This window comes from Mesorhizobium sp. C372A (assembly GCF_030323245.1).
Classification (GTDB): domain Bacteria; phylum Pseudomonadota; class Alphaproteobacteria; order Rhizobiales; family Rhizobiaceae; genus Mesorhizobium.
The window spans coordinates 406,769-432,666 of the sequence record NZ_CP100475.1; the positions used below are offsets into that span (position 1 = coordinate 406,769).

A 25,898-nucleotide genomic window follows, 5' to 3' on the forward strand; every position below is an offset into this window, starting at 1 on the left:
GCATAGGGCAGAGCCTTTTTAGCTTGGCGTCGCGCAGAAGGGCGGGTGGCGAGAGCGCGCTGCGGTGGATCGCGACGGTGAGCTAAAAACGTGTTGGACTTAGCCGCCGGCACCGGGCCGTTATGGGTTTTCAATTAGGGCCGGACCATGAACAGGCATCGCATGGCGGTGCGGATCCGGTCGCGGCCGCGGCAATTGAAGGCGTGGCATACGCGGAAAGCAGCACGGATATCGGTTCCGGCATGTGAGGATCGGCGCCGGCCCCTGCCTGGGAGAGCTTGCCGGTGATGACGGCGCAAGCGGGACCGGCTCAGTTTGCCTTCCGAGCGGGCCGGCGCGATGCTGATGACAAGGAAGGCGACGCCCTGGTTCATGAAGTGTCCTGGTATGGCGGGCGTCCGATGACGCCGTCGAATGTTTCGATGATGATCATTTGGCCTTGACGGCAGGGGGGCATTACCTGAGGGAATGCCCTGTGAGATCCTCGTAGCGGTCGCGGTAGCCGCGAGGCCGATCCCGACTACGTTCGAAAGTGACTAAGCCCTCACCACTACCATTGACACGATGTGCCTCATATGAGGGGGGCCAAGGAGCAGGCGCTGGGGCGTTCCCGAGGTGGACTGACCACCAAGATCCACATGCTCTGCGACACGCGCTTGGCCGTCCCTTGCGGTTTCTGATCACACTTGGCCAAGCCAATGACATCACCGCTGCTCCTGATCTTCTGGGCAATGGGGGGTCAAATCCTCACTTCGCTTGACACCTGGCTGACGGATTCTGCAAGGCAGATGCATCTGCTCACATCGCGGCCTCCGCTGGCGACCACGCTCCCGATATGCTCCTGATGTGGATTCAGTCCTTCCGCCGCTTCTTGACGGCCCCTATATGGGAGCATGTCTTGATCTTGCTGATGGGCGCGCTGCTGGTGCCCGGCAAAAGAACCGTGATGGCGGCGTTGCGGATTACCGGTTGTCGAACGGCCTCCCACTTCACCCACTACCATCAGGTCGCGCTGGAGCGGACGCGCCATCACTCGCCGGCTTTTGACGCTGGCGTGCGCGACACGGTCGAGCGACGCTGGGCCCGAGTATTGCCGCCCGCGCATCTACTGGGACCCTGTCCGTCCAGTCATGCGCAGTTTCGTGAAGACCAGCGGCCTGCCTTGGCTGAGGTTCATGGTGGTGTGCCTGTTGCCGGGGCAGGTCGGGTCAAGGCGCTGCCCTTCCTGACGGTTCTCGCCCCCTCCGAAAGATGCAATCGCGGACATGGACGACCCCATAAGCGCCAGACGGACTAGGCGCGACAGGGCATTGCCCAGACCCGCCGCTGGCTGCCCTCGAGTTCCTCGAGCTGCAATTCCAGTTAGTCCAGCAGCCGGCGGGTTCCGCTCAGCGCTGGGGCTTGCGGGACGCGTCTCGTGGCGTGATTTGAGATCAAAGCGGCTGCGTTTGCGTCAACCGAATCTAGCCGCTGCATAAGGAGATGGGTCGATCACCGGCGGGCATCCGGCGACGATCTGTGACACGAGCCTCCCGCTCGGCGGGCCACCGGTCATGCCGTAGTGGCCATGTCCGAAGCAAAGGAATAGGTCGCGATGTCCGACGACTGGTCCAAGCACCGGCAGGCTGTCCGGAGTCGACGGACGGTATCCCATCCACAGCCGGGGCATCTCGCTTTCCAGTTTCGGAAACAGCTTCTTGGCATGATCCTGGAGAATCGACGCCCGACGTTCGTCGGGTGGTGCATCCAATCCGGCGATCTCGACCATGCCGGCCACACGGATTCCACCTTCCATCTGGGTCATGCCAAATCCGCGCGACTTGTGCAGAATTGGCAATTTGAGCGAGATAGTCGGCTCAGGTAGCATGACGTGGTAACCGCGCTCGGTCTCGAGAGGGAGCCTTATGCCGAGGGGCTTCAGCAGTTGTCCGGACCAGGCGCCCGCCGCAACGACGATCTTCTCCGCCCAATGGTTGCCGACATTGGTCAGGACCATCCAGCCGCCACCTGCCTCGGGAATCAGCTTCAGGGCGCGTTCTTGCACGATCAGGCCACCTTCCGCCAACAACAACTCGGAGAGCGTATGGACCAGCCGCCCGGGACTTACGGTGTGGCCGTTGCCGGGGATCAAGACGCCCCTTACCACATCGCGCGCGATGCCGGGATACATCTGCCGGATGTCGTCCGTTCCGAGCGTCTGGCTTTCGATGCCATGGATCTCCCGCAGGTTTCGCTCGACGGCGGCAGTGGCTGTCTCCTCCGCCGAGCTCCACAATTGGACGTGTCCAGTCTGGCGGATCAGGTCGTGGTAAAGATGGTCCCCCAGCAGTTCCTTCCAGTCATGGAACGCGTTTCTATGCAGCGCGCGCATGGCCACCGCGATACCGCGTACCCGGTCAATCTGCCCCGAACGGACCCAGCGTATCAGCCAAGGAGCTGCCTTCAGCAGATAGGCCGGTCGGACCGATAGGGGCCCGAGCGGATCGGTCAGCCAGCCAGGAACCTTGCGCAACATGCCCGGCAGCGCGATCGGCACGACGGTATCCGCCGAGAGCAGACCGGCATTGCCATAAGAAGCACCACCCGGAGACGGTGACGGGTCGATGACCGTAACCCCAACGCCGAGACGACGGAGATGCAGGGCGGTCGAAAGGCCGGCGACGCCAGCACCGACCACAATGGCCGAGCCCGGTTCTGCGTGGCTCATTTCATACGGCTCCCAGATGGGCAGTCGCGATGATCTCGATCAACATTCCCGTGGCCAGAAGCTCCTTGACGACGACGGTGGCGCGGCAAGGAAACGGCTCCGTGAAGACCTCACCCCACACCGCGTTCATCGCTGCAGCATCGGCCCCTTCGACCAAAAAGACTTGAACCATCATCACATCCCGCAGCGAGCCGCCCGCGCCCTCCATGGCGATGCGCAGGTTGTCGAGCGTTCGCCGGGCTTGAACGGCGATGTCCCCTTGCACAATATCGCCCGTGCTCGGGTCCTTGGGGATTTGTGCGGTGAGCACGTGCGGCCCATTTCGAACGACTCCCGAGATGGGTCCTTTTGAGGCGACAAGTCTGGTCTTTACGGCTTCGAACACGCTTATTCTCCGACTTGGTTGATGATGCGATCTCGAGGTGGACGGTCGTTGGGTACCGGGCGGCAGATCCGATCCCATGGCCGTCACTCTCAACGCCGCGTTAGATGCCATAAGCATCGCAGGTATCGCTACATGCCGAATTAAGCCGAGCTGGGTCACAATCGGATCAATCGAACGCCGTTCTCGATGTCGATTTGGGTGCCGAATGGCTTCGAGAGGTTCTGTAGACACTCCAGAATGCTCGAGGATCGACCGATTTGCGCGGGCGGGATGCGGGCGGCCTTGATGATCGCGACGTGCAAGCCTCTTTCCAGTTGCTCCTTGTTGGCGACTGAGCCAAAGAGAGAGCAAAGGGGATGAAGCGGTTCTCCGCTTGACGGGGATCGCGGCCCAAGCCGGCGATGAATCGCGCGTGCGGATCATCTCCACGTACGCCGATCTGTGGCCCGACAAAGCGACGCAATTATTGAGTATGGACGCTATCTTCTCGCGACCAAAGGGCAGCTTCATTCGCAGCCGCTCCATGCCCCGGAATAACGGTCAAGATGCAAATCCAAGCGGAAGTATCTGCCATTCCAGACGCGCACCGTGTTGTAAGTGGCGTCGGAGTGCAGGAACCGCCAATCGAGCACGGAGATTTTGGCCTCGGACATCGGCAGGTATTGACCATCCATGAACGCGACGTGCGGATACCGATGTCGGTCCGCGTGATGCTCATCGACAGTTGTAAGAACGGGTACGAACTGTGTCATCGACGGCCCCATTCTTTTTGCTTACACCGGCACGGTTGCTTTACCTGCCGAACGGGCTGGCAACTCACACCGTCCTGACGCAGGATCAACTGCCCCTTTACATCGCACAGTTGCTTAGGCGGAAAAGCTCAATCTGAGGCTGGGCGCGCAATGGCAGTTTCAAAAAACGAGGCTTGGAGTGTGGGTTCAGCGCACCCCGCCCAGATCCTCGTAATCGACGAGGTGCAAAACAACATCGTACCGCCGCTTATCATCCTTCGGCATTGCTACCCCAGGCCGCCTCGTTGCGAGTCGCCAACCTCCCTCTGAATGACGATCAGCAGGTCCGCCTTGCCAGAATGTTCTCTACCGTGCCGGCTGATACACGCCTTCGCAATGCTCCAGCATCATCTTATCGGCTTGTTGCCGCGAGGCCGTTGCAGTGCTGCACGAGCTGCAATCACACTTGCGCAGGACCGACGCCTGTCCGCGCAACCAGCCTATGGGCTGGCGTATCACGTGTCCCTCATTGCGAAGACCTGTTTCGGTGTCCCGGAGAGCTCCAGCTACCCTGCCCTTTCAAGCGAGCAGTTGATCGGCATATTTGGAGACCAGGACCTGGGCGACCGTCGCCTCGCTGGGTCGGCGCGGGAGCCTGCACGACTACATCCTCGCAGGCGCGGCAGATCTCATGGAGAGTGGATAGTGGCCCGCACTCTGGCAGAGTGGGCCATCGCAACTCGCTCTTTGGAGGCCCTTCATGCATCTTTTTGACCGCACTCTGCGCAGCAAGGCGCCGAGGCGCGCACGGGCACGCTTTATCCGTTGGTGGGGATCCAGGAGGCGGGGCTGGACGGCTCCTAGGTCAACCGGGTGCTGAACCGCGATGACTGGATCGAAAGTCACATCGACGATGCGGCATCGATCGCGGTGTCACGCCGCCACCGTCGCGGCAAGACGGATCGGCTCGGGCGAAGCGCTGATCCGCGCCCTGCTGGCTGTCAAGCGGGGTGAGCCGCGCGTCTGCGCGATGGTCCGGGTGCCGACGCCAGAGAATGAGGCTCGCCGCCGGACCAACCGCGAGCGCAACGTGATGGTCGCCGAACGCGTCGAGCACGCTCAACCGATGGGGTGGACACCTCCTAAGGGCATCGCGATGTGCCAAGGTAGCGGTGTCGAAACGCTGCTACGACAGGTGTCCATGAACCATACTATCATCATTGCAGTCGATTTGGCCAAGAATGTGTTTCAGCTGCACGGCATGCGAGCCGATGGGTCGGTGGCGTTCCTTCGAAGATATCGCGGGCCAAGTTCCTCCCGTTCCTGGCTGAATATCCGGCCTGTCTTGTCGCGATGGAAGCCTGCGCCAGCGCGCATTACTGGGGACGGGAGATCGGGAAACTTGGCCATGAGGTGCGCCTGATCGCGCCTCAATATGTGAGGCCTTCGTCAAGCGGCAAAAGAATGACGCGGCGGACGCGGAAGCGATCGCCGAGGCGGCGTCTCGCCCGACAATGCGCTTTATCGCGGCCAAAAGCGCGGAGAAGCAGAGCCAAGCGATGTTTTTTAAGACCCGCGAGGCTCAGCAAGCCCAGACGATCAATGCTTTGCGCGGTCACCTCGCAGAGCACGGAGTTATTGCACCGCAAGGCATCCAGAATATCGGCCAATGGCCAAGGCCCTCGACGATCCGGAAGCAACCCTTCCGCCGGCTGTCGTCGAACTCGGCAGAGAGCTTCTCGATCATCTTGCAACATTGGATGACCGCATTGCCGCGCTGAGCGATCGCGTCAAGGAGATCGCAAAAACGGATGACACCGCTCGGCGGCTGATGACGATCCCTGCATGGGTGCGATTTGCGCGGCCGCGATGGCAGCAGTCGCTCCGCCGCCCTCAATCTTACGAAGGGACGTGATTTTGCTGCCTGGCTGGGGCTCACGCCGAAACAGAACTCGACGGGTGGTAAAACGCGATTGGGCAAGACATCGAAGATGGGACAGAGAGATCTACGACAGTCTCTTGATCCTTGGGGCAATGGCTGTAGTGCAACAAGCATCGCGGCGCGGTGCGGCTGCAGGATCCTGGCTCGCACGCATGCTTGCGCGAAAGCCGAAAATGCTGGTCGCGGTTGCGCTGGCAAACAAGATCGCCCGTGTCGCTTGGGCCTTGATGGCCAGCGGCGGGGTGTACCAGGCTCCAGCTGGCGCCTGACGGCGACTGGCTGGAGGCGTTGGAATGCGGTGGTTCTGAGCGGAGGTTTATGGGCGAAGTCGAGAAGGACGGGATCGGAAAAACAATTTTTGATGTTAGTGTCTTTGAGCACGGTCAACCGATTTGGATCCGATCCCCGAACGATCCATAAGGGCCCGCGGCGTTGTAAGGCCGCACTATGAGGCCGGACACACGACGGAACTCGACCGCATCCTCATCGCCAATGTGAAGAAATCGCTTCCATCCCCGGAGGTATCGACACACGCATCAAACGATGCCACGAAACTGCGCCCGCTTTTGTCGTCGCTTAACCAAGGCAGCGGTGACGGGGAAGAGCTAGCCATCCGGTAGATCGATCTCAAGCACTGGCGCGCGGACGAAACCGTCCCAGCGTTGCGGATACCCGAATTCCACGATAGAAGTGGGCGAGGCAAGCCGTGAGCCAATTTCTACGCATCCGGAAATCTTCGTCAGCGATCCGCGCGTCTCACGACGGCGTGCAGAAGCACGTTGAGGCCTGCGCGGAAATCTGCCGGTTCGCAGGACTCCTTGTTGTTGTGAGTAATCCCACCTTTGCATGGTGTAAATATCATCGCGCTCGGGCAATGCATCGCCAAATGATAGGCGTCGTGACCTGCTTGAGAGTGGATATCACGCCAGGCGTAGCCCTGACGGGCCGCCTGGTCGCGGATGCTGTCGATAAGCTCCTCATCGAAAATGTCGCCGCCCCAAACCCATTCGTCTTCGACAACGGCGACACAGCCCGCCATGGCCGCGCTGGCCTTGGCGGCACGACGCATTTTTTCAGCCATCACCCGAGCCGTCACGGGATCGGGGTGGCGGACATCTGCGACGCACTCGGCCCTATCAGACAGAATGCCCGGCTTATTCGGCCACGCGGCGAGGCGCGAGCCAGTCGCCTTGCCGTCATGGATGGCGAATTCCCAACCAATGTCGTCGACGGCAGTCAGAAATCGCGCGCCGGCGATCAGCGCATTATGGCGCAGGTCCATCGGCGTCGGGCCGGTGTGGGCGGTCTCGCCTTCAAAGCGCACGCGTATGCCGTGGCTCGGGTAAGCGCCGGTGACAACCCCTAACTCGCGCCGCTCGGCATCGAGGATCGGCCCCTGCTCAATGTGCAACTCGAAATAGGCGTCGATATCGCCCGCTTTGCAAGGCTTGTCACCTTTGTAGCCGATTCGCTTAAGCTCATCGCCGAAACGTGGGCCGTCATCAGCAACTAGATCATAAACCCAGTCGCACTTGTAACGCCCGACAAAACAGCCGGAGGCCACCATCGGCGGAGAAAACCTCGCACCTTCTTCGTTGGTCCAGTTGACGACGATGATGGGCCGTTTGGTTACAAGGCCGAGGTCGTTAAGCGTGCGCACAAGCTCGAGTCCCGCAAGCACTCCTGCAATTCCGTCAAAGCAACCGCCGTTGATTTGGGTGTCGAGATGACTGCCGATCAGGATCGGCGGTAGTTTGTTATCCGTACCCTCGCGCCTTGCGAAGATCGAACCGAGTTCGTCGATCTCGACGTTCAACCCCGCCTCGCGGCACCAGTCACAAAACCGATCGCGCATCTCGCGATCGGTATCCGTCAGCGTCAAACGCGATAGCCCCCCCGGACGGCCTTTGCCGATTCTCGAGGAGGCTTTGATCGTCGACCAGAAACGATAGAGGGACACACGAGCGTCAGGGGAAATTGTCATCGCTTATCTCTTTCGGGGTAGCTTAAGGGCACGTGGAAAGAAGAGGCCGGTAAGTGTTCTCGCGTGCATGATCAGCGGCGGATCGACAGCGCCGCTGGCGCTGTCATCACGCCGTCAGGCCGATGCCCAAAAGTGGTGCTTTGCCACCTTTCGAGGCACTGCGTCGAATCCCGGGAGACCGATACGGACTGTCGGCGCCGGCCCGCTTCATCTCCTTCGCCAGATTCCAAATTGGCGAGATAAACGCCATCTATTTGGACGGCGCCGCTAGGCGCGGCAACCCTGACGCGGCGTGCTCTAATGCCCAGCGCAGATGATATGAGCGCTTGTATTTTAATAGACGCCTGGCCCTTTTTGAGGTTACAAGAAGTGCTTCGAAACGTGAAGGATGGTTGTAATGGGAGCAAAGGCGCGAGCGGCCATGACTCTCCTTTCTTAATACCTCCATCGCGCGCAAACACGTCGGGATGACGACCACCTAGTTCCCTCGAGTTCAAACTCAAAGGGGCAACACTGTCTCGACTAAGCTGACCCAGTAACCGATGCCATAGGGCAACGCATCGTCGTTGAAATCACATGCTGGGTGGTGCAGACCAGCCGTCGCCCGTTCCCAAGTAAAATCATAGCGCCTGGTCGTGCCTCGAGCATGTAGGCGAAATCTTCCGCCCCCATGCTTGGTCTCATCTTTTCTTCCACCGATGCTGGCCCGACACCGCTTGCCGCCGCGATCGACAGATTGTTTCCTCCGTATGGTTGAAGGTAACCGGAACAGATAGACGGTTTTGAACTGCAGATCCGCGTCGAACCCGCGCGCAATGCCCTTTGCGGCTGCCGAAATCTCTTGTTCGGCGAAGTCTCGCAGGCCGGATGCGAGGGTCCTGACGGTTCCGGCGATTTGAACGCGATCAGGAATGATGTTGTAGGCCTGTGCGGCGCGCAACCTGGTGACGGAGATCACCAGCGAGTCCCTCGGACCGGTCTTGCGCGAGATCAAGGTCTGCAGGCCGACGATGATCTGTGCTGCAATGACAACGGGAGCGATGGTTCGATGCGGCGAGGCCGCATGGCCGCCCGTAGTCATCCTGCGAACCCATCATCGTGCCGTCACAAATTGCGAATTTGCCGGCCTCTATGCCTGGTGCGTTGTGCATGCCAAAGGCCTGAGAGATGCCGAAATGGTGCATGATTCCTTCCTCGACCATCCTTAGGCCGCCCGCCGGCAATTCTACTTCTTCTGCCAGCTGAAAAATCAAGCAACAGAGCCTTTGAACTTGCGCGTAGACGCGAGGTATTTCGCAGCGCCCAGCAGCATGGCCGTCATGGCCACATGCGTGCATCATGCCCGGGTTTTTTCGACGACCAGGGTTGCCTGACTCCACAACGACTGGCAGGGCATCCATGTCCGCCATCAGCCCGATCGTCGACCCGTCTCCGCCTTCGCCCTGAATCAATGCGACGATGCCGGTTTCAGCTATCCCCGTTTCGATGTGATTGATACCGAACGATGCCAATTTCTCGGTCACGAACCTCGCCGTATTGTGGTCCCGATAGTCGAGCTCTGGATTTTCATGGAGGTAGCGTCGCCACTCGGTCCCCTCGCGCTGCAGATCCGAGAACGCTTCAATACTTTTCATATTGCATCAGCCCTCTCGGTGTCCTTTTCCGGCGGCGTCTGGTGGAAAGGGACGTCGGCATTCATGAAGCCTTTTGATTTCGTTCATTCGGTTAGAATTATTGGTTATTCGGTACAATGGTGCATGAGAGAGTGAGCTTGGCGCCAAACTGGACGGCCTGCTGAAATATAAATGACACAAAGCGGCGTAGTTTGAAATGTCGCCAGCTGTTGAGGCGTATTGAAGGGTCGCGTCAACTGACAGATGTGCTTGAGACCGGGGCGCGCAAATTGCTGGCGCGGGCGATCGAGATCGAAGCCGAGATGTTCATGTCGAGATGCGGGATCTCAAGCTTGCTGCTGGCCGTAACCGGATTGTCCGCGATGATCCCGAAGCGAGCATCCAGACCGGCATCCCTCCGGTGCCGGTCAGCCGGTGAATATCCGGGCGGCGCGAATTCCGAGGTTGATCGGGTCCGGTTCGCCTCATCGATCCTGCGGAGATGGGGGGCGTCGGACGTGAAGTCTGGATGCGCTGCTTCCCGTTCCCTACCTGCGCGGTGTTTCGACGGGCGATTTTCAGGAAGCGCTGAGCGCGCTTGTGGGCAAGGACAGGCCGAACCTTTCGGTTTCGGGGATCACGCGGCTGATAGGAGAGTGGAACGCCGACTACGAGCGTTGGCAAAAGCGCGATCTTTCGGCGCGCCGCTATGTCTATGTTGGGCGGACGGGGTCTAATCTGCAGGCGCGGATGGAAGACCAAGCCCAATGCATGCTGGTCCTGATCGGCGCCACGCCCGAGGGCAAAAAGGAACTCGTCGGTTTCCAGGCCGGCATTCGCGAAAGTGCGCAAAGCTGCCGCGAGCTGCTGGTCGACCTGAAGCGGCGTGGCCTGAAGATCGCGTCCGATATTGCCGTCGGCGATGGCGCGCTTGGCTTCTGGAAGGCGCTCGACGAGGTCTTTCCCGCCACAGGCACCAATGTTGCAGACGTCCGGATTATGCCGACCATGGTGTGGTCCGGCCTTTTGTGGCGGGGATCGCTGCGATGAGGTCGGCATGATCAGAGCGCCTCGAGGAACACGAGAAGCTTGTCGGGCGGCCTGTAGCGGCTGGCGCCGTGTTGGCCGGCTTTTTTTCGCCAGGGTGCGCTCTTTAAGCTCCAGATCGGCGTGCAAATAGACGTGGGTAGTCTCGATCTGTTCGTGGCCAAGCCACAGCGCGATCACCGAGGTGTCGACGCCGGCGCGCAGCGCCGCTTGATCAACCCCGTCACCCAAAATCCGTCATAGCTTGTAAATCGCCTGAGCATTTCAGGCGGACCTGTTCTTGATACCCGCCCGATGCAGTTCGCCCGCCGAGCGGACCAGTCTGCTGGTGACCCCCGCCGCTCCCGGAACCCCAAAAGCCGATGGTCGGGCTGGCGCAGCGCCGCACTAGCCGAGCCGGTGGTCATTTCCCCGGAGGGATTTGCCACCGCACCAGCCTGATAGCTCGGTAACGCCGAATAGTCTTGCGATCGACGTCAGCCTTTGAATCTCGCGCTGGCTGGTTTTGCGATCAAGTAATGTGAGTACGGTGCTTTGCAGATGTGCCTTCAAGACGTCCAACTCCCGGTCCCCTCGGTGTATGAAACGGGATGAAAATAAACCTCCTACCGGCTACCGCTGTTCAGAAACGCTGCCGGCGATCCTCAGTTGGGGGAGTTTCAAGTGACCACACCTTGGAGTTTTGAACGCCCTAGGGGGCAGTTCGCCTTTCCTGTAGGGAACCTGACAAACTGTCAACTTCCGGTGTCGGACATGAGGGTCATAAAGGTCCATGAGGGTCGTGGTCGAGTAGCTCAGCCATTCGGCTTTCGCCCTCACAGATCCGGGCGGGCGGATTTCCCGCACCCGGCTCTTCCCGAGGGTAACCCGCGTCATATTCGTGCTTGCGCCCAAGTTCGAGTGATGCGCGGAGTTGGCAGGGGGAAGCGCGCCGTCAGGGTCTCGAACTCCGACCAGCCCATGCGCCGGCTTTTCTGGCTGCGCCGTCTCAGACACCGTAGCCATATCCGGCGCATTTGCCGATGGAATCCGTTGAGCGCTGGATAGTTGTGCGGCCTGCCGTAGTAGCCGTAGTGTCCACGCAGAACGGCGGCGAACCACCTGTGCTGCGCAGCCATTGGCGCGTGCATGAGCCGCCAGGCATCCTGGCGCAGCGCCTTCAGCTTGCGCGTCAGGCGTTTCCCTTCCGTCTTGTGCTTCACGATGAACCGGCCATCCCGGGTCCGCCCGCAGTAGTGGGTGAAGCCCAGAAAGGCGAAGGTCTCCGGTCGCCGCTCGCCACGCTGCTGTCGTGAGAGGGCCGCGAACCGCCCAAACTCGATCAACCGCGTCTTGTCCTCGTGGAGTGTCAGGCCAAAGCCGGCCAACCGCGCCTTGAGGGCCAACAGCATCTCCTCTGCATCGGCCTTCTTCTCAAAGCCCATGACGAAGTCGTCAGCGTAACGCACGATCACAACGCGACCGTGTGCATGGCGGCGACGCCATTGGTGGGCCCAGAGATCGAGGATGTAGTGCAGGAAGATATTGGCGAGGAGCGGACTGATGCCCGCCCCTTGCGGGGTACCCCTGTCCGTCTCTTGCTTCTCGCCGCTCTCAAGGACGCCAGCCCGCAACCACAGCCCAATGAGCCGTAGGATACGACGATCAGCGATCCTGTGCGCCACCATCCGCAGCAGCCGCTCGTGGTCGACCGAGTCGAAGAAGCTGCGAATGTCGGCATCGAGCACCCAGTTCACACGCTGGCTCATGATCGCTGTATGCAGGGCATCAAGCGCCATGTGGGGGCTCCGCCCCGGCCGGAAGCCGTAGGAGAATCCCAGGAAGTCGACCTCGTAGACAGCACTCAGCACCTCGGCCACCGCGCTTTGGACGATCTTGTCTTCCAGCGCCGGCACCCCGAGAGGCCGTTTACCGCCATCGGCTTTGGGAATGTAAACCCGCCGCACCGGCTGTGGCCGGTAGCGATCGGTGTGGACCCGTTCGCAGAGATCACGGATGTTATCCGTCAGACCCTCTTCGTATTTCGCCACGGTCATCCCATCGACCCCAGCACTCACCTGTCGCTTCTGTCGCCGAAACGCCCGGTAAAGGGCTTCTTCGTCGACGTGATGCAGCAGGGCCGTGAACCGGGTTTGGGCAGCATGCTTGGCCGCCGCGTTCACCCGCTCGAGGTTCAGCGGCAAGGCAACCCGGCTCTGTGTCCGGACCTTGGCCTCCTCGCGCAGGCTCCCCTCAGGCTGGTCCCTTCCCTCCACTCGCCTCGTTTCCTTCGACGACTTCACGGGTACTATGAACCAGTCCGACTCCCGACCTCAGCTCGGACGGCAGCTCTGGCAGTACCTTGCTGCTGTCCCCCGCTGGAGACCAATCCAGCGGACCCGGTCGGGCCTCTCATGTTCCGATGATTACCTTCCATGCGTGATCCGGCCATCGACCCCGGCGGAGCGGCATCGTCTCGCGTAGCGACGATGCTCATATTGCCTTCGTGAATAGGGAACACACTCGGCCTCCGCGAACATCCACCTTTCGAGGCTCATTCCCGCACCCCGCATGGCTCCTGTCTACACTTCAGACCCCGCGTTGCCGCGACGCCCGCAAGACTCGGTCCCGGCTTGCCCGCTACGGCTTTGGCCGGATGGGACTTGCACCCACAAGCAATCATCAGCTTGGCATGACGTACTCCCCGTAAGTGGTGTAGCTCGGCAGTAGCAAAGCTGCTCGCGCAGCGCGCCCTCGAGGGCGCTGTAGGGAGCGAGCGGCTTTGCGGTGGTCATCGGCGCTTTTCCGGTAGGGTCTGGTTGGGACACCAACCTTTGACCGGAAGGACTACCGATGACCGACGACATGATGAACCTGCGCGCGCTCGTGGAGAAGACACCCGACGCCGATCTGTTGCGTGAGATGATCGGCTTTGCCGCCGAGCGTCTGATGGAGATGGAGGTGGGCGCCGCGACGGGTGCTGCCTATGGCGAGAAGAGCCCACTTCGGACGGCCCAGCGCAACGGCTACCGCGACCGGGACTGGGAGACTCGCGCCGGCACGGTCGAGCTGCGCATCCCGAAGCTGAGGAAGGGCTCCTACTTCCCGGGCTTCCTCGAACCGAGACGCATGGCCGAGAAGGCGCTAACCGCCGTCATCCAGGAAGCTTATGTGCAAGGCATCTCGACCCGGTCGGTTGACGACCTGGTCAAGGCCATGGGTATGAGCGGCATATCCAAGAGCCAGGTCTCGCGGCTGTGCGAGGAGATCGACGGGAAGGTGAAGGCATTCCTCGATCGGCCGATCGAGGGCGATTGGCCATACCTGTGGATCGACGCCACTTACCTGAAGGTCCGCCGCGGTGGGCGGATCGTCTCGGTCGCCGTTATCATCGCCGTCGGCGTCAACGCGGACGGCCGGCGCGAGGTACTGGGCATGGAGATTGGCACCTCGGAGGCCGAGCCGATCTGGACAGAGTTCCTGCGCAAGCTGACACGTCGCGGCCTGCGCGGCGTCAAGCTCGTCGTCTCCGATGCTCACGAAGGCCTCAAGGCGGCCGTCACCAAGGTGCTGTGCGCGACATGGCAGAGGTGCCGCGTCCACTTCATGAGGAACGTGCTGGCCCATGCCGGCAAGAGCGGCCGCAGGGTCGTCTCAGCCTTCATCGCCACCGCTTTCGCCCAGGAAACGCCCGAGGCCGCGTCCGTACAATGGCGCGCCGTCGCCGACCAGATCCGGCCGAAGGTGCCGAAGCTGGCGACAATCATGGACGACGCCGAGCCCGACGTGCTGGCCTACATGACCTTCCCCAAGGAACATCGCGCCAAGCTCCACTCGACGAATCCGATCGAACGTCTCAACGGCGAGATCAAGCGGCGCACCGAGGTCGTCGGAATCTTCCCGAACGACGATGCGATCGTGCGCCTCGTCGGAGCCCTGCTGCTCGAACAGAACGATGAATGGGCCGTCCAGCGCGCAAGATACATGACACTGGAAACGATGTCGCAGATGAGCGATGATCCTCTGATCAGCTTGCCAGCCGTGGCGCGCTGATCAGCCCGGCCCATGCCGGAGAGCACGGCGATCAAAGCCGTCAGCTACACCACTCCCAGGGACACGATCGACATGAGCTTCAACGTATGCCGCGAAAGTCTTTTTTGGTGCGGCATGTTCTTTGCGGCGGACTACATCATTCGCACAGACCGGAGCAGTCCATGTCCACACGTAAGATTTCATTTGAGAGATTGACCGGCATAGCATCTCGCCAGTCGCTGGCGGCTGCGGATGGTGCAAGCAAGGTGCCGTTGCCCCTCGGCCTTGTGGCGACCGTCTATAAGACATGGCTTGGCACCATCTGCCAATGAGGACGGCCACATGACGAGCTTAGGGGTCCATTCAGAAGTCGGCCGGTTACGCGAAGTGCTTGTTCACCGGCCAGGCCTTAGCGTCCGCCGCCTTACACCGCAGAACTGCAAGAGCCTCCTCTTCGATGATGTGCTTTGGGTCGAGCGTGCACAACACGAGCACGATGCCTTCGTGAACGCACTTCGCGAGCGCGGCGTTGTAGTTCATTCATTAGGCGAACTGTTATCGGAAACTATGGCGTTGCCCGACGCGCGCCGCTGGCTGCTAAGTCGACGCGTCTGTCCTTCAGTCGTCGGCCGTGACTTCGCCGATGAGCTGCGGCGCTGGCTTGAGGAGATGCCGTCCATTCATCTCGCGACCTTTCTGATTGGCGGGATTGCGCGTGCGGATCTTGGGTTTGAGCCGCGCGGGCTGACAGGACGAACACTGAAGCCCGATGACTTCGTTCTACCGCCTTTACCGAACCAGCTTTTCACGCGTGACAGCTCATGCTGGATCTATGGCAGCGTCTCAATCAATCCTCTGTATTGGCCCGCGAGACGGCCTGAAGCAGAGAACGTCGAGGCTGTCTATCGCTTCCATCCTCGATTTCGCGATGCTAGCTTCACGTACCTGTCGCCTAATCGCACAGACGGCGCCCCCGCTCTTGAGGGTGGGGATGTGATGCCGATTGGTGACGGGGTCGTTCTGATCGGCATGGGCGAAAGGACCACGCCCCAGGCCGTCGAAGCCTTGGCGCGCAGCTTGTTTAGGGTCGACGAAATCACCCGCGTCATCGCAACTCTGATGCCGCGGGATCGCAGTTTCATGCATCTCGACACTATCTTCACCTTCTGCGACCGAGACCTCGTGACGATCTACCCGCCGGTAGTAGAGCGGCTGCGAACATTCACGCTCCGTCCGGGCAATCCTAAGGGCACAGTCGATGTCACTGAAGAGACTGAATCCTTCTTATCTGTCGTGGCCCAAGCCCTGGGAATTGGGGCTCTCCGCATTGTCCCTACCGGCGGCGATCATCATCAGGCAGAGCGAGAACAATGGACCGACGCTAACAATATCATTGCTGTGGAGCCGGGCGTTGTGGTCGCCTATGATCGCAACGTCTACACGAACACGCTGCTGAGGCGCGCTGGCGTCGAGGTGATAACGGTCGAGAGCGCAGAACTCAGTCGTGGACGAGGAGGCGGCCATTGCATGACTTGCCCGCTGGTACGCGATCCCCACTGATCACAAAAGTATATACACAATCGGAATAGAAGTCGACTTCCGCTGTTGTATTACGCTATAACGCATCGTTCGTGAAGAACTCGGAATGGCTGAAGGCGCTGGAGAGAACGCGCGGCTCAAGAAGCTGCTCGCGGAGCAGATGCTCGACAATGCGATCCTGAAGGATGCCGCCGCAAAAAATGTATGGTCCGCCCCGTCCGTGCAAGGGTTCGCGACATCGCAATGAGGGCAGCACGGAACGGCATGGGCCTTGAGACGACGGTTGACTTTCGTAATCCGTCCTGGGCCATCCCTGTCTAGTAGCGGGCGTTGGGCTGATGCCCGGCCACATAATTAGGACGGGAGTTCCCCATCGTGGCCACATCCCGTCGCCGTGCTGCCCGGTTTTTCCGCCGAGAGATCCGGCGCGGGCAGAGGCTTCAATCCGGCGGCGCCCGCGCCGGGGGCGCTCTTGTCGGGATCTTGATCTTCGATGAAGAAGCGCACCGCATCTCAACGCACCGGTTTGACCTGGTGGCCGATGGCCCACAGGAACGCCGCCACCTCGCGCGCGATCGCCGCAACGACGATGGGTTTGTTCTTGCCCGCAGCCGTCAGGCGCCGGTAGCGGGCGCAAAGCCGCGTCTGCGCCCTCGCGAATGGGCTCTGTCACCCGGGCGGGATAACGGTAGGCCCAGGCGCCTTCGATCAGGCCGCGGCGGGCGCGGCGATTGCCGGCCAACGTTAGGCCGCCGCGCTTTACCGTGTCGCCGGTCGAGCGCTCCGAGGGCACCAGGCCCAGAAAGGCCTCAGCTGCTGCGGAGTGTCGAAGCGGCGGACATTGCCGACTTCGCTGACGAAAGTGACGGCGACGATGAAAGACATACCACGCAGCGCCTGATAGGCCACCACCACCGGCGCTATCGACCAGCTCGGCACAAGCTCGGCCAGTTGCGCATCCAGCCGCTCCAGCCGTCCTGCACATCGGTGATCACGTCGACCTGGTCCTGCAACACGATCTGCTGGGCCGGATGGCCGAACTTTTGCGCCGCCAGCCAGCGGGCAGGGGTCCGGGTCCAGTTCTTGCGCCCGGAAAGACCCGGCCATGGCGCAGCAGGAACGACAGAAGCGGCTGGCGCTTCTTGCGCAGATCCCTGCTCGCCGCAGAGCGCACCCGCACAGATCGCGCACCGCTTCATGCACCACGTCTGGAACCCAGATTCCCTTCAATTCTCCAGCCCGCAGCAGCCGCACCAGACTGACCGCATCGCGCCGGTTCGTCTTGACGCGCTCGCCCGGGCGCTTCGCGGCGCAACGACATAGCAGCGCTGACCGAGCTCGACGATCTGCCGGTAGAGCCCGTAGCCGCTCGGCCGGCTTCGTAACAGAAATGCAGGCGAGGGTGCTTTTTCCCCAGCCTGCGCACGAAGCGCTCGACCGCCGCCGGCCTCGCTTCGATCTCGCCGAAATACCGGACCTCCCCATTGCGGCCACCCTTGGCAACCGCAATGGCGTGCTTCGCCTTGGACACGTCGACACCGACTTAAAAAACCCTATCTTGCTTCATGGCCCGCCCTTTCTTCGCTTGAGGCTCGGGTCGGGCACTCCCCGAGCGGGGCCGCCGCTCAGACCGCGATCATAACGTCTAGCGCAGGAACTCGCAGTTGCACAGGGAACATTCAGGTAGCGTCTTGAACAACCGGCGGCAAGGCGCATTAGCATTTCGGGCGGATATACGTCAGCTGCCGCCGCAAGATCATTGAGGGTGAAATTTTCACCCAGCAATTCTACAAAGATACCGGGACCACAGAGTCCCTCAGGAACGTCCGTTATATCAACCGCAGTGTATTCCATTGACATCCTTCCGACGAGAGGAGCCGAATATCCGGCACACCGGACGGATATCTTCCCCCCACAGGCCCATGGAATGCCGTGCTTGTAACCGATTCCCAAGATCGCTATGCGGCTGGCTCGAGCTGTACGAAACGTCGCACCATATCCAACAGCCTCACCCTTTGGCACATCGCGCACGTCGAGTATTTTCGCCCGAAGCCTGACGACGGGCTGAAGAGGGTTCGGTTGAATGCCGGCGTTGTTGAGCCCATATAGCGCTGAGCCCACCCGTACCATGTCCAAATGAAAGGCCTCGCCCAGCCAAACACCGGCGGAGGCGGAGATGCTGCAATGGGCAGGTTTAAGCAGATCGGAGATCGCGTGAAGGCGGTTCTTTTGCAACACATTCATTGCGTCGGCAACGCGATCGCTACATGCGAGGTGGCTGAGGACGACTGAAGGAGGGTGCCGCTTGAAAGTGCCACAAAGATACCTGCGCCGCACGTCATCAAAAGTGAGCCCGAGGCGAGAAAATCCGGTTTCCACATTGAGAAAATATGTTTGCGGCTCCGCTGAGGCGCTAATAGTGTCCAATTCACCGCAATTATTTACGACGGGTATAATGCGGTTGGATCGATAATACTGCCGTACCCTCGTAAACTCGTCGCAAAAAACCGCAACCGCCGCGTCTATCTTGGACGACCTTAAAGTTAGCGCTTCGTGTAGATCTCCAACGAAGAGTAGATCGCACCCGGCGGCAACCAGCGCCCTTGAAACCTCAATGATACCAAGCCCGTAACCGTCGTTTTTAACAACAGCGGCCACCCTTACGTATGGTCCGACCACGTCCAATATAGTCTGGAAATTTGTCTGAACCGCATTGAGGTTGACTTCTAACACAACATCAGTTCGCCGCGTCAATGACAACATCTTTTGCTCCAGTACTTCTGGCCTTCGCTTAACAAGCGTCCCATTCTCGGAATCGACTCGTTCGCTGTTATGCCGGCAAGCTCAGCCAATTGCACCCAGATACCACCAGTGGTCACTCATCGCCGGCGAGAACGTTATATCTAATATCGCAACGAGATTCTGCCGATATCCGCGGCGAAGGTGTAAAATAATGTTACGTTTTGACGCGCATTGTCGCTCTTGTGCAATGTTACTTCGAATATTTCTGCTTGACAGATTGTGGAGATTTTGTTCGTTGACGAGTGATGGAGGCATGGCATGCAAGATTGTGCTAGGCTAGTCATCTGGAACTTAAGTAAGCCTCATTGTATGATGACGCTCGGAGCGATGAGAGCATAGATGGCAAACGCAACCGGCCGTCCTACGGCCGCCTTGGTTCTGAGTTCGGTCCAGCGGGAGTATCTGGAGCGGCAGGACCGGCGTCGGCGTGTAGCGCGATCGATGGCGGAGCGGTGCCGGATCATTCTTCGATGCGCTGACGGTGTCCGCAGCAAGGTCGTGGCAGCCGAGTTGGGCGTGTACGAACACACGGTCGGCAAACGGCGACGACGTTTCCTCAAAGATCGCGTCGAGGGGCTGCTGGACGAGGCCCCCCCGGCAGACCCGGACGATCGACGATGATCAGATCGCGGCCGTGATCGAGCGGACGCTACGCTCGAAGCCTGATAATGCGACCCATTAGTCAATCCGCTCGATGGGCCCTGCGACTGGCCTCTGCCATACGACGATCCGCCGGATATGGACCCCCTTCGGACTGCAGCCGCTTCGCTCGGAGACGTTCAAGCTGTCGAGCGATCCACTGTTCGTCGACAAGGTTCGCGACATCGTGGGGCTCTACCTGTCACCGCCCAACAGGGCACTGGTTTTGAGCGTCGACGAGAAGAGCCAGATCCATGCACTCGATCGGGAGCAACCGGTTCTGCCGATGATGCCGGGCATACCGGAGCGCCGGACCCATAGCTATGTCCGACACGGCACCACCTCGCTGTTCGCGGCGCTCAATGTGGCGTCCGGCTTTGTGATTGGCAAATGCTACAAGCGGCACAGGGCAACCGAGTTTCTGGACTTCCTCAAGCAGATCGGGATAATTATGCCACCCACAAAACCGCGCTGGTCAGGTCATGGCTCGCGCCGGCCTCACTACCATGTCCACTTCACGCCCACATCGGCATCCTGGATCAATCAGGTCGAACGCTGGTTCGCTGAACTGACCCGAAAGCAGCTGCGACGCGGCGTGCATGCCTCACCAGCCAGCTCGAGGCCGATATTCGCACCTTCATCGAGCGCCACAATGAGAACCCAAAGCCCTATCGATGGACCAAGTCCGCGGACGAAATTCTGTCGTCCGTCAGGCGTTTCCGTCAGAAGGCCGAGCAGGTCTTATGTGGCGAACTTTAGATTCTCATGACTAGTCTAGTTTCCGTCCATAAACGCCAACATATTGATTGTTGCGTGAATCGGAGTTTTGCGCAGGGCAAGGCCCGGCGCACTTTGGTCTCATGCCACTGATACCCAAGCACAACCTGCAACCGCCGGAGCCGACAATGCGCCAAGAACGCAGCGTCCAAGCCAGTAATTCGATCTTTTTGCCACGCACGAGATCGGCCATGAGTTAAAGGCGATGTCGCTGTGGCTGGACGGGCACCACGATCTGGTTGGCTTGGTGGCGTGAGACTTGGTTCGGTGCAGCGTCAGGGCCACCGGACGGCAAGGCCTACCTGCCGAAGCGGTCTTGCGTTGCGCGCTTCTCAAGCAATACCGGCAGTTGACCTATCGGGAACTGGCCTTCCATCTGGAGGACTCGGCATCGTTCCGGGCTTTTGCGCTGCTGCCGTGGTCATGGAGCCCGCAGAAGTCGGTGCTGTAAAAGACGATCAGCGCGATCCGGCCTGAGACCTGGGAGCAGATCAATCGGGCGCTGCTATCGAATGCCCGGCAGACAAAACTTGAAGATGGCACCGTCGTGCTGCTGGACAGCACTGTAACCTCAGCACTCATGCACGAACCGAGCGACAGCAGCCTGCTGTGGGATGCGGTGCGAGTGATGGTGCGCTTGTTTGAAGCAGGCTGATGCCTTGGCCGGCGGCGTCGGCTTGGAATGGCGCGATCATTGCCGCGCGGCCAAGAAGCGCGCCCGCAAGATCCAGTTCACACGTGGCCGACCAACTGTGTCCAACTCTACCGTGAGCTGATCGCGATCACCCGCGCGACCTTGGCATATATGCGTGAGGCGGCGGCGCGATTGGCTTTGGTGACCAATCCGTTTATCGAACTGTGGCAGGCCCAGGTCTGTCACTATGGGCCGCTGATCGAACAATCATCGCACAGACTGAGCGGCGGGTGTTGGCCGGCGAGCCGGTGCCGGCCGGCTAGAAGCTGGTCAGCCTGTTCGAGCCCCACGCCGATATCATCGTCAAAGGCGGCCGCGACGTCGATTACCGCCACAAGCTCAACCTGACCACGGGCAGGAGCGGCATGATTCTTGATCTGGTGATCGAGACGGGCAATCCGCGCGACAGCGATCGGTTGCTGCCGATGCTGGAACGCCACATCGCCTTCTATGGTCAAGCGCCGCGGCAGGCGACCGACGGCGGCTTTGCCAGTAGCGACAATCTGGCTACAGCGAAGACCTTGGGCGTTGGCGACATGGCATTCCAGAAGAAAGCTGTCTTCGAATCGAGGATATGGTCAGAAGCAAGCGGGTATATCGCAAGCCGCGCAACTTCCGTGCCGGCACTCGAGGCCGGCACCTCATGTCTCAAGCGTGCCTACGGCTTGGCGCGCTGCACATGGCGCGGGCTTGACCACTTCAAGACTTACGTCTGGTCCTCGGTCGTGGCTTTCAATGTCGTTCTCGTCGCTTGCCTCAAGCGAACCTGACGTCGAGCCCATAGCCATGACTAACTTCCTTTCGGGGACGGAAACTAGGCTAAAATGTTTGATCCCGGGTTTTGATGGGGCATCCTTATCTTCCGAATCAAAGGATGCGCTATGGGCCAAGTTCTGCATGGGAGTGCCACAACGACAGAGGCGGTCCGTCGAGCGATACAGCATAGTCAAGAGAGCCTGAGGACCCTGGCCAAGCGCTACGGGATCAACCAGAAGACGGTTGCGAAATGGAAGAGGCGAGCTTCGGTCACCGATCTGCCGACTGGTCCGAAGGAACCGAGATCGACGGTGCTCTCGATTGAGGAGGAGGCGGTCATTGTCGCTTTCCGCCCGCTACACGCTGCTGCCGCTCGACGACTGCCTCTATGCGCTTCAGGCGACCATCCCGCACCTGACACGGTCTTCATTGCATCGGTGCCTGCAACGCGGGCCGGCTCCCGGATGTCGAGGGCGACAAACCGGCGAAGAGGAAATTCAAGCTACCCGATCGGCTACTTCCACATCGACATTGCCGAGGTCAGGACCGAGCAAGGCAAACTGCACATGTTCGTCGCTATCGACCGCACCTCGAAGTTCGCCTTCGTCGAGTTGCACGAGAAGGCCCCCATCGCCGTCTCTAAAGAGTTCCTGCTCCGGCTGATCGCGGCCGTGCCCTACAAAATCCACACCGTGCTTACCGACAACGGCATCCAGTTCACCACCCCCGGTGCCGGTGGCTCGGCGGTGCCGCTGATTAAGGAGGCAATCGCCAATGGCGAGATCTTCCGCGCTCACGCCTTCGAATACGCCTGCGCCAGGAACGACATCGAGCACCGCACGACCAAGGCCAGGCATCCGTGGACCAACGGCCAGGTCGAGAGGACAACCGGACTATCAAGGACGCCACCGTCAAGCGTTTCTACTACGAGAGCCATGACCACCTCCGCACCCATCTCACCGATTTTTCGCCGCCTACAACTTCGCTCGCAGACTCAAGACCCTCAAGGGTCTCACACCCTACGAGTTCATCTGCAAGGCGTGGGCCTCACAACCGGAACGCTTCAAACTCAATCCGCTCCAGCAAATGCCGGGACCAAACATCTAGTGCCCGTCCGCAAAGGGAAATATCTGATATTACCTAATTGCAGGTTTTCTGCGGACAAAGCCCGGCGGTTTCAGGTACACTTTAGCATGAAGCGACTGATTCTAAAGACAAACCCGCAAGAACCCACCATCGAGGCCAGTATATTCGATCAGTTCTCCGAGCACGAGATCGGCCACGAACTGCAAGCGATATCGCACTGGCTGGACGCGCATTATGATGTGCTGACCAGGTGGCAGAGGATTTGCGTGGGCGCGATCTATACCGCGACAATCTGGGAGAGACCTGCGCGACATATGTTTGGAACTGCCACGCGGGCAAGCGCTTTCAGACATCTCACCCAGCGGGATAGGTGCGGTCATATGTCCGGCCTTTCAGCGCGGTCTAAGACCGCTGGCCTCGAGGAAATTCGCGATGCGAGGGGCTGATCAATCTGACGCGCTGTAAGCGCATTGTCGCCCCGGCCCCTCTCGCATCGGGATTCGTCCTCCGGCACACCTGCCTTGGCGCAATCGGGGTCGTTTGCCCAGCTTTCCGGCAGATAGAGCTGATAGGCGACCGGAAGGCTCGCCTTGTCGGTGGCAACCGACAGACTGACCGCGACCTGGCAATTGTCCTGCTTGCCGAGCTGGCCGCAGTACTGCCGAGCCACACCGACCGAATGCTTCCCTTTCTTGGGAAAGCCGGTGTCATCGACGATCCAGGCGCGGATCTGCCCCTGACGCTCAAGCGCCGGCAGAACCTGCGCCCGCACGACGCCAAGCACGGCATCGTCCAACCAGTCCGCTTTCGCCACGAAGTGATGCAGAGACTGGTGCGCCGCCTGACACGCCCGGGGTCCGCCCCGTGCCGCCATTGGCTCCACGCTCTTGCGCTCGCCTGGCAAAAGCAGCCCGATACAATAAGCCTTCAGTGGCGCCACCCCGGTCGGCATGACCCAATGCTGAGGCGCGCGTCTCGACATAGGTCGCAAAACGCCATTCACTCGTTTCGATACCGTCCTGGAGATCCATCGCTAGTGACACAGTAGTACTAGCAGGCTTCGCTGATTGGGGTTGTTGAGGTCAAGCTCCTGTTGCGTTTTGTTCGGACCGTCTCGCCCCGCGGGTCACTCGCTTCTCTTCGCGGTCGGCGCAGGGCCGCCGCATGATGGGGTCGGGAGAGCGAGGCGTCTCAATCTGTTGAACGACCTTGGGAAAGTTCGCCCCAGGATCGTGCCTGCTAACGAGACCGCCTTGCCCATCGTCCCCACGGGAACGATCCAGAATCACCCTTGTGGGCGAAACTCTTTCTTCATTTGTCCGTTGTCCCTTCATGCCGATACGAGACCGGGTTCCTTGCCGTAGCGGAACTTGGTCGCGTCGCTCCACATGCTATGTACGATGACGGCGGGGTTTCGGGCAACCGCGACACGGGCTCGCGCCATACCGCGCCCCGCTTGGCGACGTTCATGCTCCACGCGCGCAGGCTCGACCATTTCTTGCTGCGCACGAGCAGCGTATGAGCTCCTTCGTAAAGCGCTGTGCCGGCCAGTTCGTCCCCGCAGCGGCTGACTTTGCCTTGGATATCGGCCTGACCGGAGGGTAGCGCGCCGGGGTCAGTCCCAGGTGCACGCCGACATCCCGCGACCGGCGAAAGCGGTCCGGCCGGTCGATCGTGCGCGGAAGGCGAGCGCGGTGATCGGCCCGACACCTGGAACGCTCATCAGCCGCCGACAGACCTCTTCCTTGCGAACGAGACCGAGAACCTCCTTCGTCAGGCGGACGAACTCTCCCACATTGTGGCGAGGATCGTTAGCAGCGGCTCGACCAGCGGCACTACAGCCGGATCTGTGCCGGCCGACTCGCGCACACGAGCGGCGAAGGCGGTTCGCGACGGCCTGCCCAGCTTGATGACGGCCTCCCGCAGGATCGCCCGGATCACGTTCTCGATGGTGCGCATTTCATTTATCACCGTGCGACGGTCGATGAGGAGGGATCTCCAGAGCCGGCACTGCCGGTTTCACACGCACCTGCCGATACCAGCCGGTGCGCATGATCTGCGCCAGCGCCCGGGCCTCATTCCGATCCGTCTTGTTCGGCATCGTCTTCGTCGCCGCATTGGCCTGCCGCGTCTCGATGCAGATAGCCGGCAGGCCGCCGGCGCACAGCCCGTCGTGAAGCCAGGCCGTCAGTGAACACGCTTCAGCCCGATCCGCTCCAGCGGCTTTCTGCAGGGCGTCGCACAACGCCTCCGGCTCGCTCGCCGCGCGCGCTTCCTTCACGATCCGCCCAGCCGCGTCGTCGACGCAAATCGCGGTATCTTCCAAAGACACGTCAAGTCCGGCAAAATACTTCATGGCTGCTCCTTCCAGATGTTTGTGGCGATTCACATCGACCACGTTCTCAAAGCCGCCCTCAGTTTAGTTGGTTCCCTTGGCGTCACACCAAGCGCATCGGCGCGATCGAACACCAGCGCGCCGCATTGCTCGAGAGCGGCAAGTTTCGCGTCCCAGATGTCACAGTGGGCCGCGGATGATCGCCATACCAGCCTTGGTGGTTCAGGTGGGGTGAACGCCGCCCGAGCGCTCTTCGCGACGACGAAATTCAGCAAATTTCGTGGCCAGCTCCCAGCACGGGTTCGCACGCATCCAGCGCCATTGCCTCCCAGTCGTAGCCGAAAAAGGCACGTACGACATTGACTGACTCCGCATTGAAACGCACGGTGCTGCTACTGTCCACGGCTTCGATATCGTCGAATTTTTGGCAGCCCCTGTTGATCTCAATCACTTCGGCCAGATAGGCCATTGGCAAATCGACCGAAATACCAGTTGGAGTGATCCTCACGGGGTAGGCTCCGGAAGACCCAACGGGCCTGGTGCATGGAAAACGCGCTCGACGCGGTCGGCCAAGGCGCGCAGTACAGATATCGCCGACGACGCGGTCACCGACTGCCGTGGCGCAGGAGGGTGCGCACCTCCGACCGCCCGAGTTCGACGCCGCCATGCCGAAATCGCTTCGGTACTCTTCTCGAAACAGGCGACGGCGCACTTGGGCGGCCCCAAGGGCTGCGTGAGGGACAGGAACAGATACGGACTTATCGACCCTCGGTCGAGCGACTCTCTCGATTGCACCAATGTTCGGCACGATCACCTGTTGCGCAGGTGCGGGGAAGTGAGGGCCAGAGAT

At 60.5% G+C, this 25,898-nt stretch carries 12 protein-coding genes and 13 pseudogenes; 11 read left to right on the forward strand and 14 right to left on the reverse strand.

Translation table 11 applies throughout. From position 1 onward, the window contains the following. Positions 1-370 precede the first annotated feature (370 nt). A pseudogene (locus tag NLY42_RS31965) lies at positions 371-510 on the reverse strand (IS91 family transposase); the annotation flags it as partial. A gap of 71 nt (positions 511-581) precedes the next feature. On the opposite strand from NLY42_RS31965, the pseudogene NLY42_RS01855 reads away from it, so the two are divergent. Next, a pseudogene (locus NLY42_RS01855) lies at positions 582-727 on the forward strand (IS5-like element ISNeu3 family transposase); the annotation flags it as partial. Positions 728-898: 171 nt separating this feature from the next. After that, positions 899-1,297, forward strand: a complete 399-nt coding sequence (locus NLY42_RS01860) for a hypothetical protein (protein ID WP_156933845.1) — start codon at positions 899-901, stop codon at positions 1,295-1,297. A gap of 156 nt (positions 1,298-1,453) precedes the next feature. On the opposite strand, the gene NLY42_RS01865 is transcribed toward NLY42_RS01860, so the two are convergent. From NLY42_RS01865 to NLY42_RS01875, 3 genes and pseudogenes are all read right to left on the reverse strand, one after another. After that, complete coding sequence (locus NLY42_RS01865; protein ID WP_023756059.1) at positions 1,454-2,707, reverse strand: NAD(P)/FAD-dependent oxidoreductase; 1,254 nt, start codon at positions 2,705-2,707, stop codon at positions 1,454-1,456. Position 2,708: 1 nt separating this feature from the next. Beyond that, entirely contained in the window at positions 2,709-3,092 is a 384-nt protein-coding gene (locus NLY42_RS01870) for a RidA family protein (RefSeq protein ID WP_031244943.1), read from the reverse strand. Positions 3,093-3,346: 254 nt separating this feature from the next. Beyond that, positions 3,347-3,766: pseudogene (locus NLY42_RS01875) on the reverse strand (aminotransferase class IV); the annotation flags it as partial. An 843-nt stretch (positions 3,767-4,609) separates the two neighbouring features. Between NLY42_RS01875 and NLY42_RS01880 the strand changes: the two are divergent. Further along, positions 4,610-5,009: pseudogene (locus NLY42_RS01880) on the forward strand (IS110 family transposase); the annotation flags it as partial. A gap of 15 nt (positions 5,010-5,024) precedes the next feature. Further along, a pseudogene (locus NLY42_RS01885) lies at positions 5,025-6,034 on the forward strand (IS110 family RNA-guided transposase). A gap of 470 nt (positions 6,035-6,504) precedes the next feature. On the opposite strand, the gene NLY42_RS01890 reads toward NLY42_RS01885, so the two are convergent. The 3 genes from NLY42_RS01890 to NLY42_RS01900 all read right to left on the reverse strand — a co-directional run bounded on the left by NLY42_RS01890 (position 6,505) and on the right by NLY42_RS01900 (position 9,383). Further along, positions 6,505-7,749 carry a Zn-dependent hydrolase gene (locus NLY42_RS01890; protein ID WP_023756052.1) on the reverse strand — a complete coding sequence of 415 codons (1,245 nt, stop codon included), beginning with the start codon at positions 7,747-7,749 and terminating at the stop codon, positions 6,505-6,507. A 499-nt stretch (positions 7,750-8,248) separates the two neighbouring features. Further along, entirely contained in the window at positions 8,249-8,707 is a 459-nt protein-coding gene (locus NLY42_RS01895; protein WP_156933844.1) for a zinc-binding metallopeptidase family protein, read from the reverse strand. Continuing rightward, on the reverse strand, positions 8,655-9,383 hold the full coding sequence (locus tag NLY42_RS01900; protein ID WP_084779884.1) for a M20 metallopeptidase family protein: 729 nt from the start codon (positions 9,381-9,383) through the stop codon (positions 8,655-8,657). The genes NLY42_RS01895 and NLY42_RS01900 overlap by 53 nt, the downstream gene beginning before the upstream one ends. A gap of 191 nt (positions 9,384-9,574) precedes the next feature. Here NLY42_RS01900 and NLY42_RS01905 point away from each other — a divergent pair. Then, a pseudogene (locus NLY42_RS01905) lies at positions 9,575-10,334 on the forward strand (transposase); the annotation flags it as partial. A gap of 337 nt (positions 10,335-10,671) precedes the next feature. On the opposite strand, the pseudogene NLY42_RS01910 reads toward NLY42_RS01905, so the two are convergent. Together NLY42_RS01910 and ltrA are read right to left on the reverse strand one after the other, a co-directional pair. Beyond that, a pseudogene (locus NLY42_RS01910) lies at positions 10,672-10,991 on the reverse strand (IS21 family transposase); the annotation flags it as partial. Positions 10,992-11,281: 290 nt separating this feature from the next. Beyond that, positions 11,282-12,691 (reverse strand): group II intron reverse transcriptase/maturase, encoded by a 1,410-nt coding sequence (gene ltrA, locus NLY42_RS01915; protein WP_031253104.1) that lies wholly within the window; start codon positions 12,689-12,691, stop codon positions 11,282-11,284. A 550-nt stretch (positions 12,692-13,241) separates the two neighbouring features. Between ltrA and NLY42_RS01920 the strand changes: the two genes are divergently transcribed. The 3 genes from NLY42_RS01920 (at position 13,242) to NLY42_RS01930 (ending at position 16,206) form a co-directional block, all read left to right on the forward strand. Beyond that, the gene (locus NLY42_RS01920) at positions 13,242-14,441 is read left to right on the forward strand and encodes an IS256 family transposase (RefSeq protein ID WP_286489038.1); all 1,200 of its coding nucleotides are present in this window, start codon (positions 13,242-13,244) and stop codon (positions 14,439-14,441) included. A gap of 321 nt (positions 14,442-14,762) precedes the next feature. Then, on the forward strand, positions 14,763-15,980 hold the full coding sequence (locus NLY42_RS01925; protein ID WP_031244942.1) for an arginine deiminase: 1,218 nt from the start codon (positions 14,763-14,765) through the stop codon (positions 15,978-15,980). 85 nt (positions 15,981-16,065) lie between these two features. After that, positions 16,066-16,206: a hypothetical protein gene (locus NLY42_RS01930; protein WP_023756041.1), complete on the forward strand. Its 141-nt coding sequence runs from the start codon at positions 16,066-16,068 to the stop codon at positions 16,204-16,206. A 266-nt stretch (positions 16,207-16,472) separates the two neighbouring features. Here NLY42_RS01930 and NLY42_RS01935 read toward each other — a convergent pair. After that, positions 16,473-17,490: pseudogene (locus NLY42_RS01935) on the reverse strand (IS110 family RNA-guided transposase). A 32-nt stretch (positions 17,491-17,522) separates the two neighbouring features. Continuing rightward, the gene (gene alr / locus NLY42_RS01940) at positions 17,523-18,722 is read right to left on the reverse strand and encodes an alanine racemase (RefSeq protein WP_084779882.1); all 1,200 of its coding nucleotides are present in this window, start codon (positions 18,720-18,722) and stop codon (positions 17,523-17,525) included. A gap of 378 nt (positions 18,723-19,100) precedes the next feature. Here alr and NLY42_RS01945 point away from each other — a divergent pair. The 3 pseudogenes from NLY42_RS01945 (at position 19,101) to NLY42_RS01955 (ending at position 22,734) form a co-directional block, all read left to right on the forward strand. Continuing rightward, positions 19,101-20,159 (forward strand): annotated as a pseudogene (locus NLY42_RS01945) (IS630 family transposase). A 146-nt stretch (positions 20,160-20,305) separates the two neighbouring features. Next, positions 20,306-21,641: pseudogene (locus NLY42_RS01950) on the forward strand (ISNCY family transposase). 111 nt (positions 21,642-21,752) lie between these two features. Beyond that, a pseudogene (locus NLY42_RS01955) lies at positions 21,753-22,734 on the forward strand (IS481 family transposase). A gap of 355 nt (positions 22,735-23,089) precedes the next feature. On the opposite strand, the pseudogene NLY42_RS01960 reads toward NLY42_RS01955, so the two are convergent. From NLY42_RS01960 to NLY42_RS01970, 3 genes and pseudogenes are all read right to left on the reverse strand, one after another. Further along, positions 23,090-23,744, reverse strand: a pseudogene (locus NLY42_RS01960) (IS701 family transposase). A 299-nt stretch (positions 23,745-24,043) separates the two neighbouring features. Beyond that, positions 24,044-25,069 (reverse strand): annotated as a pseudogene (locus NLY42_RS01965) (IS110 family RNA-guided transposase). A gap of 247 nt (positions 25,070-25,316) precedes the next feature. Next, positions 25,317-25,556, reverse strand: a complete 240-nt coding sequence (locus tag NLY42_RS01970; RefSeq protein ID WP_156933843.1) for a hypothetical protein — start codon at positions 25,554-25,556, stop codon at positions 25,317-25,319. Positions 25,557-25,898 lie beyond the last annotated feature (342 nt).

Coding starts and splice junctions, on each gene's coding strand:
- NLY42_RS01900 (WP_084779884.1), bottom strand. CDS start 9,383: ATGAAAAGTATTGAAGCGTTCTCGGATCTGCAGCGCGAGGGGACCGAG.
- NLY42_RS01920 (WP_286489038.1), top strand. CDS start 13,242: ATGACCGACGACATGATGAACCTGCGCGCGCTCGTGGAGAAGACACCC.
- NLY42_RS01925 (WP_031244942.1), top strand. CDS start 14,763: ATGACGAGCTTAGGGGTCCATTCAGAAGTCGGCCGGTTACGCGAAGTG.
- NLY42_RS01930 (WP_023756041.1), top strand. CDS start 16,066: ATGGCTGAAGGCGCTGGAGAGAACGCGCGGCTCAAGAAGCTGCTCGCG.
- NLY42_RS01890 (WP_023756052.1), bottom strand. CDS start 7,749: ATGACAATTTCCCCTGACGCTCGTGTGTCCCTCTATCGTTTCTGGTCG.
- alr (WP_084779882.1), bottom strand. CDS start 18,722: ATGTTGTCATTGACGCGGCGAACTGATGTTGTGTTAGAAGTCAACCTC.
- NLY42_RS01865 (WP_023756059.1), bottom strand. CDS start 2,707: ATGAGCCACGCAGAACCGGGCTCGGCCATTGTGGTCGGTGCTGGCGTC.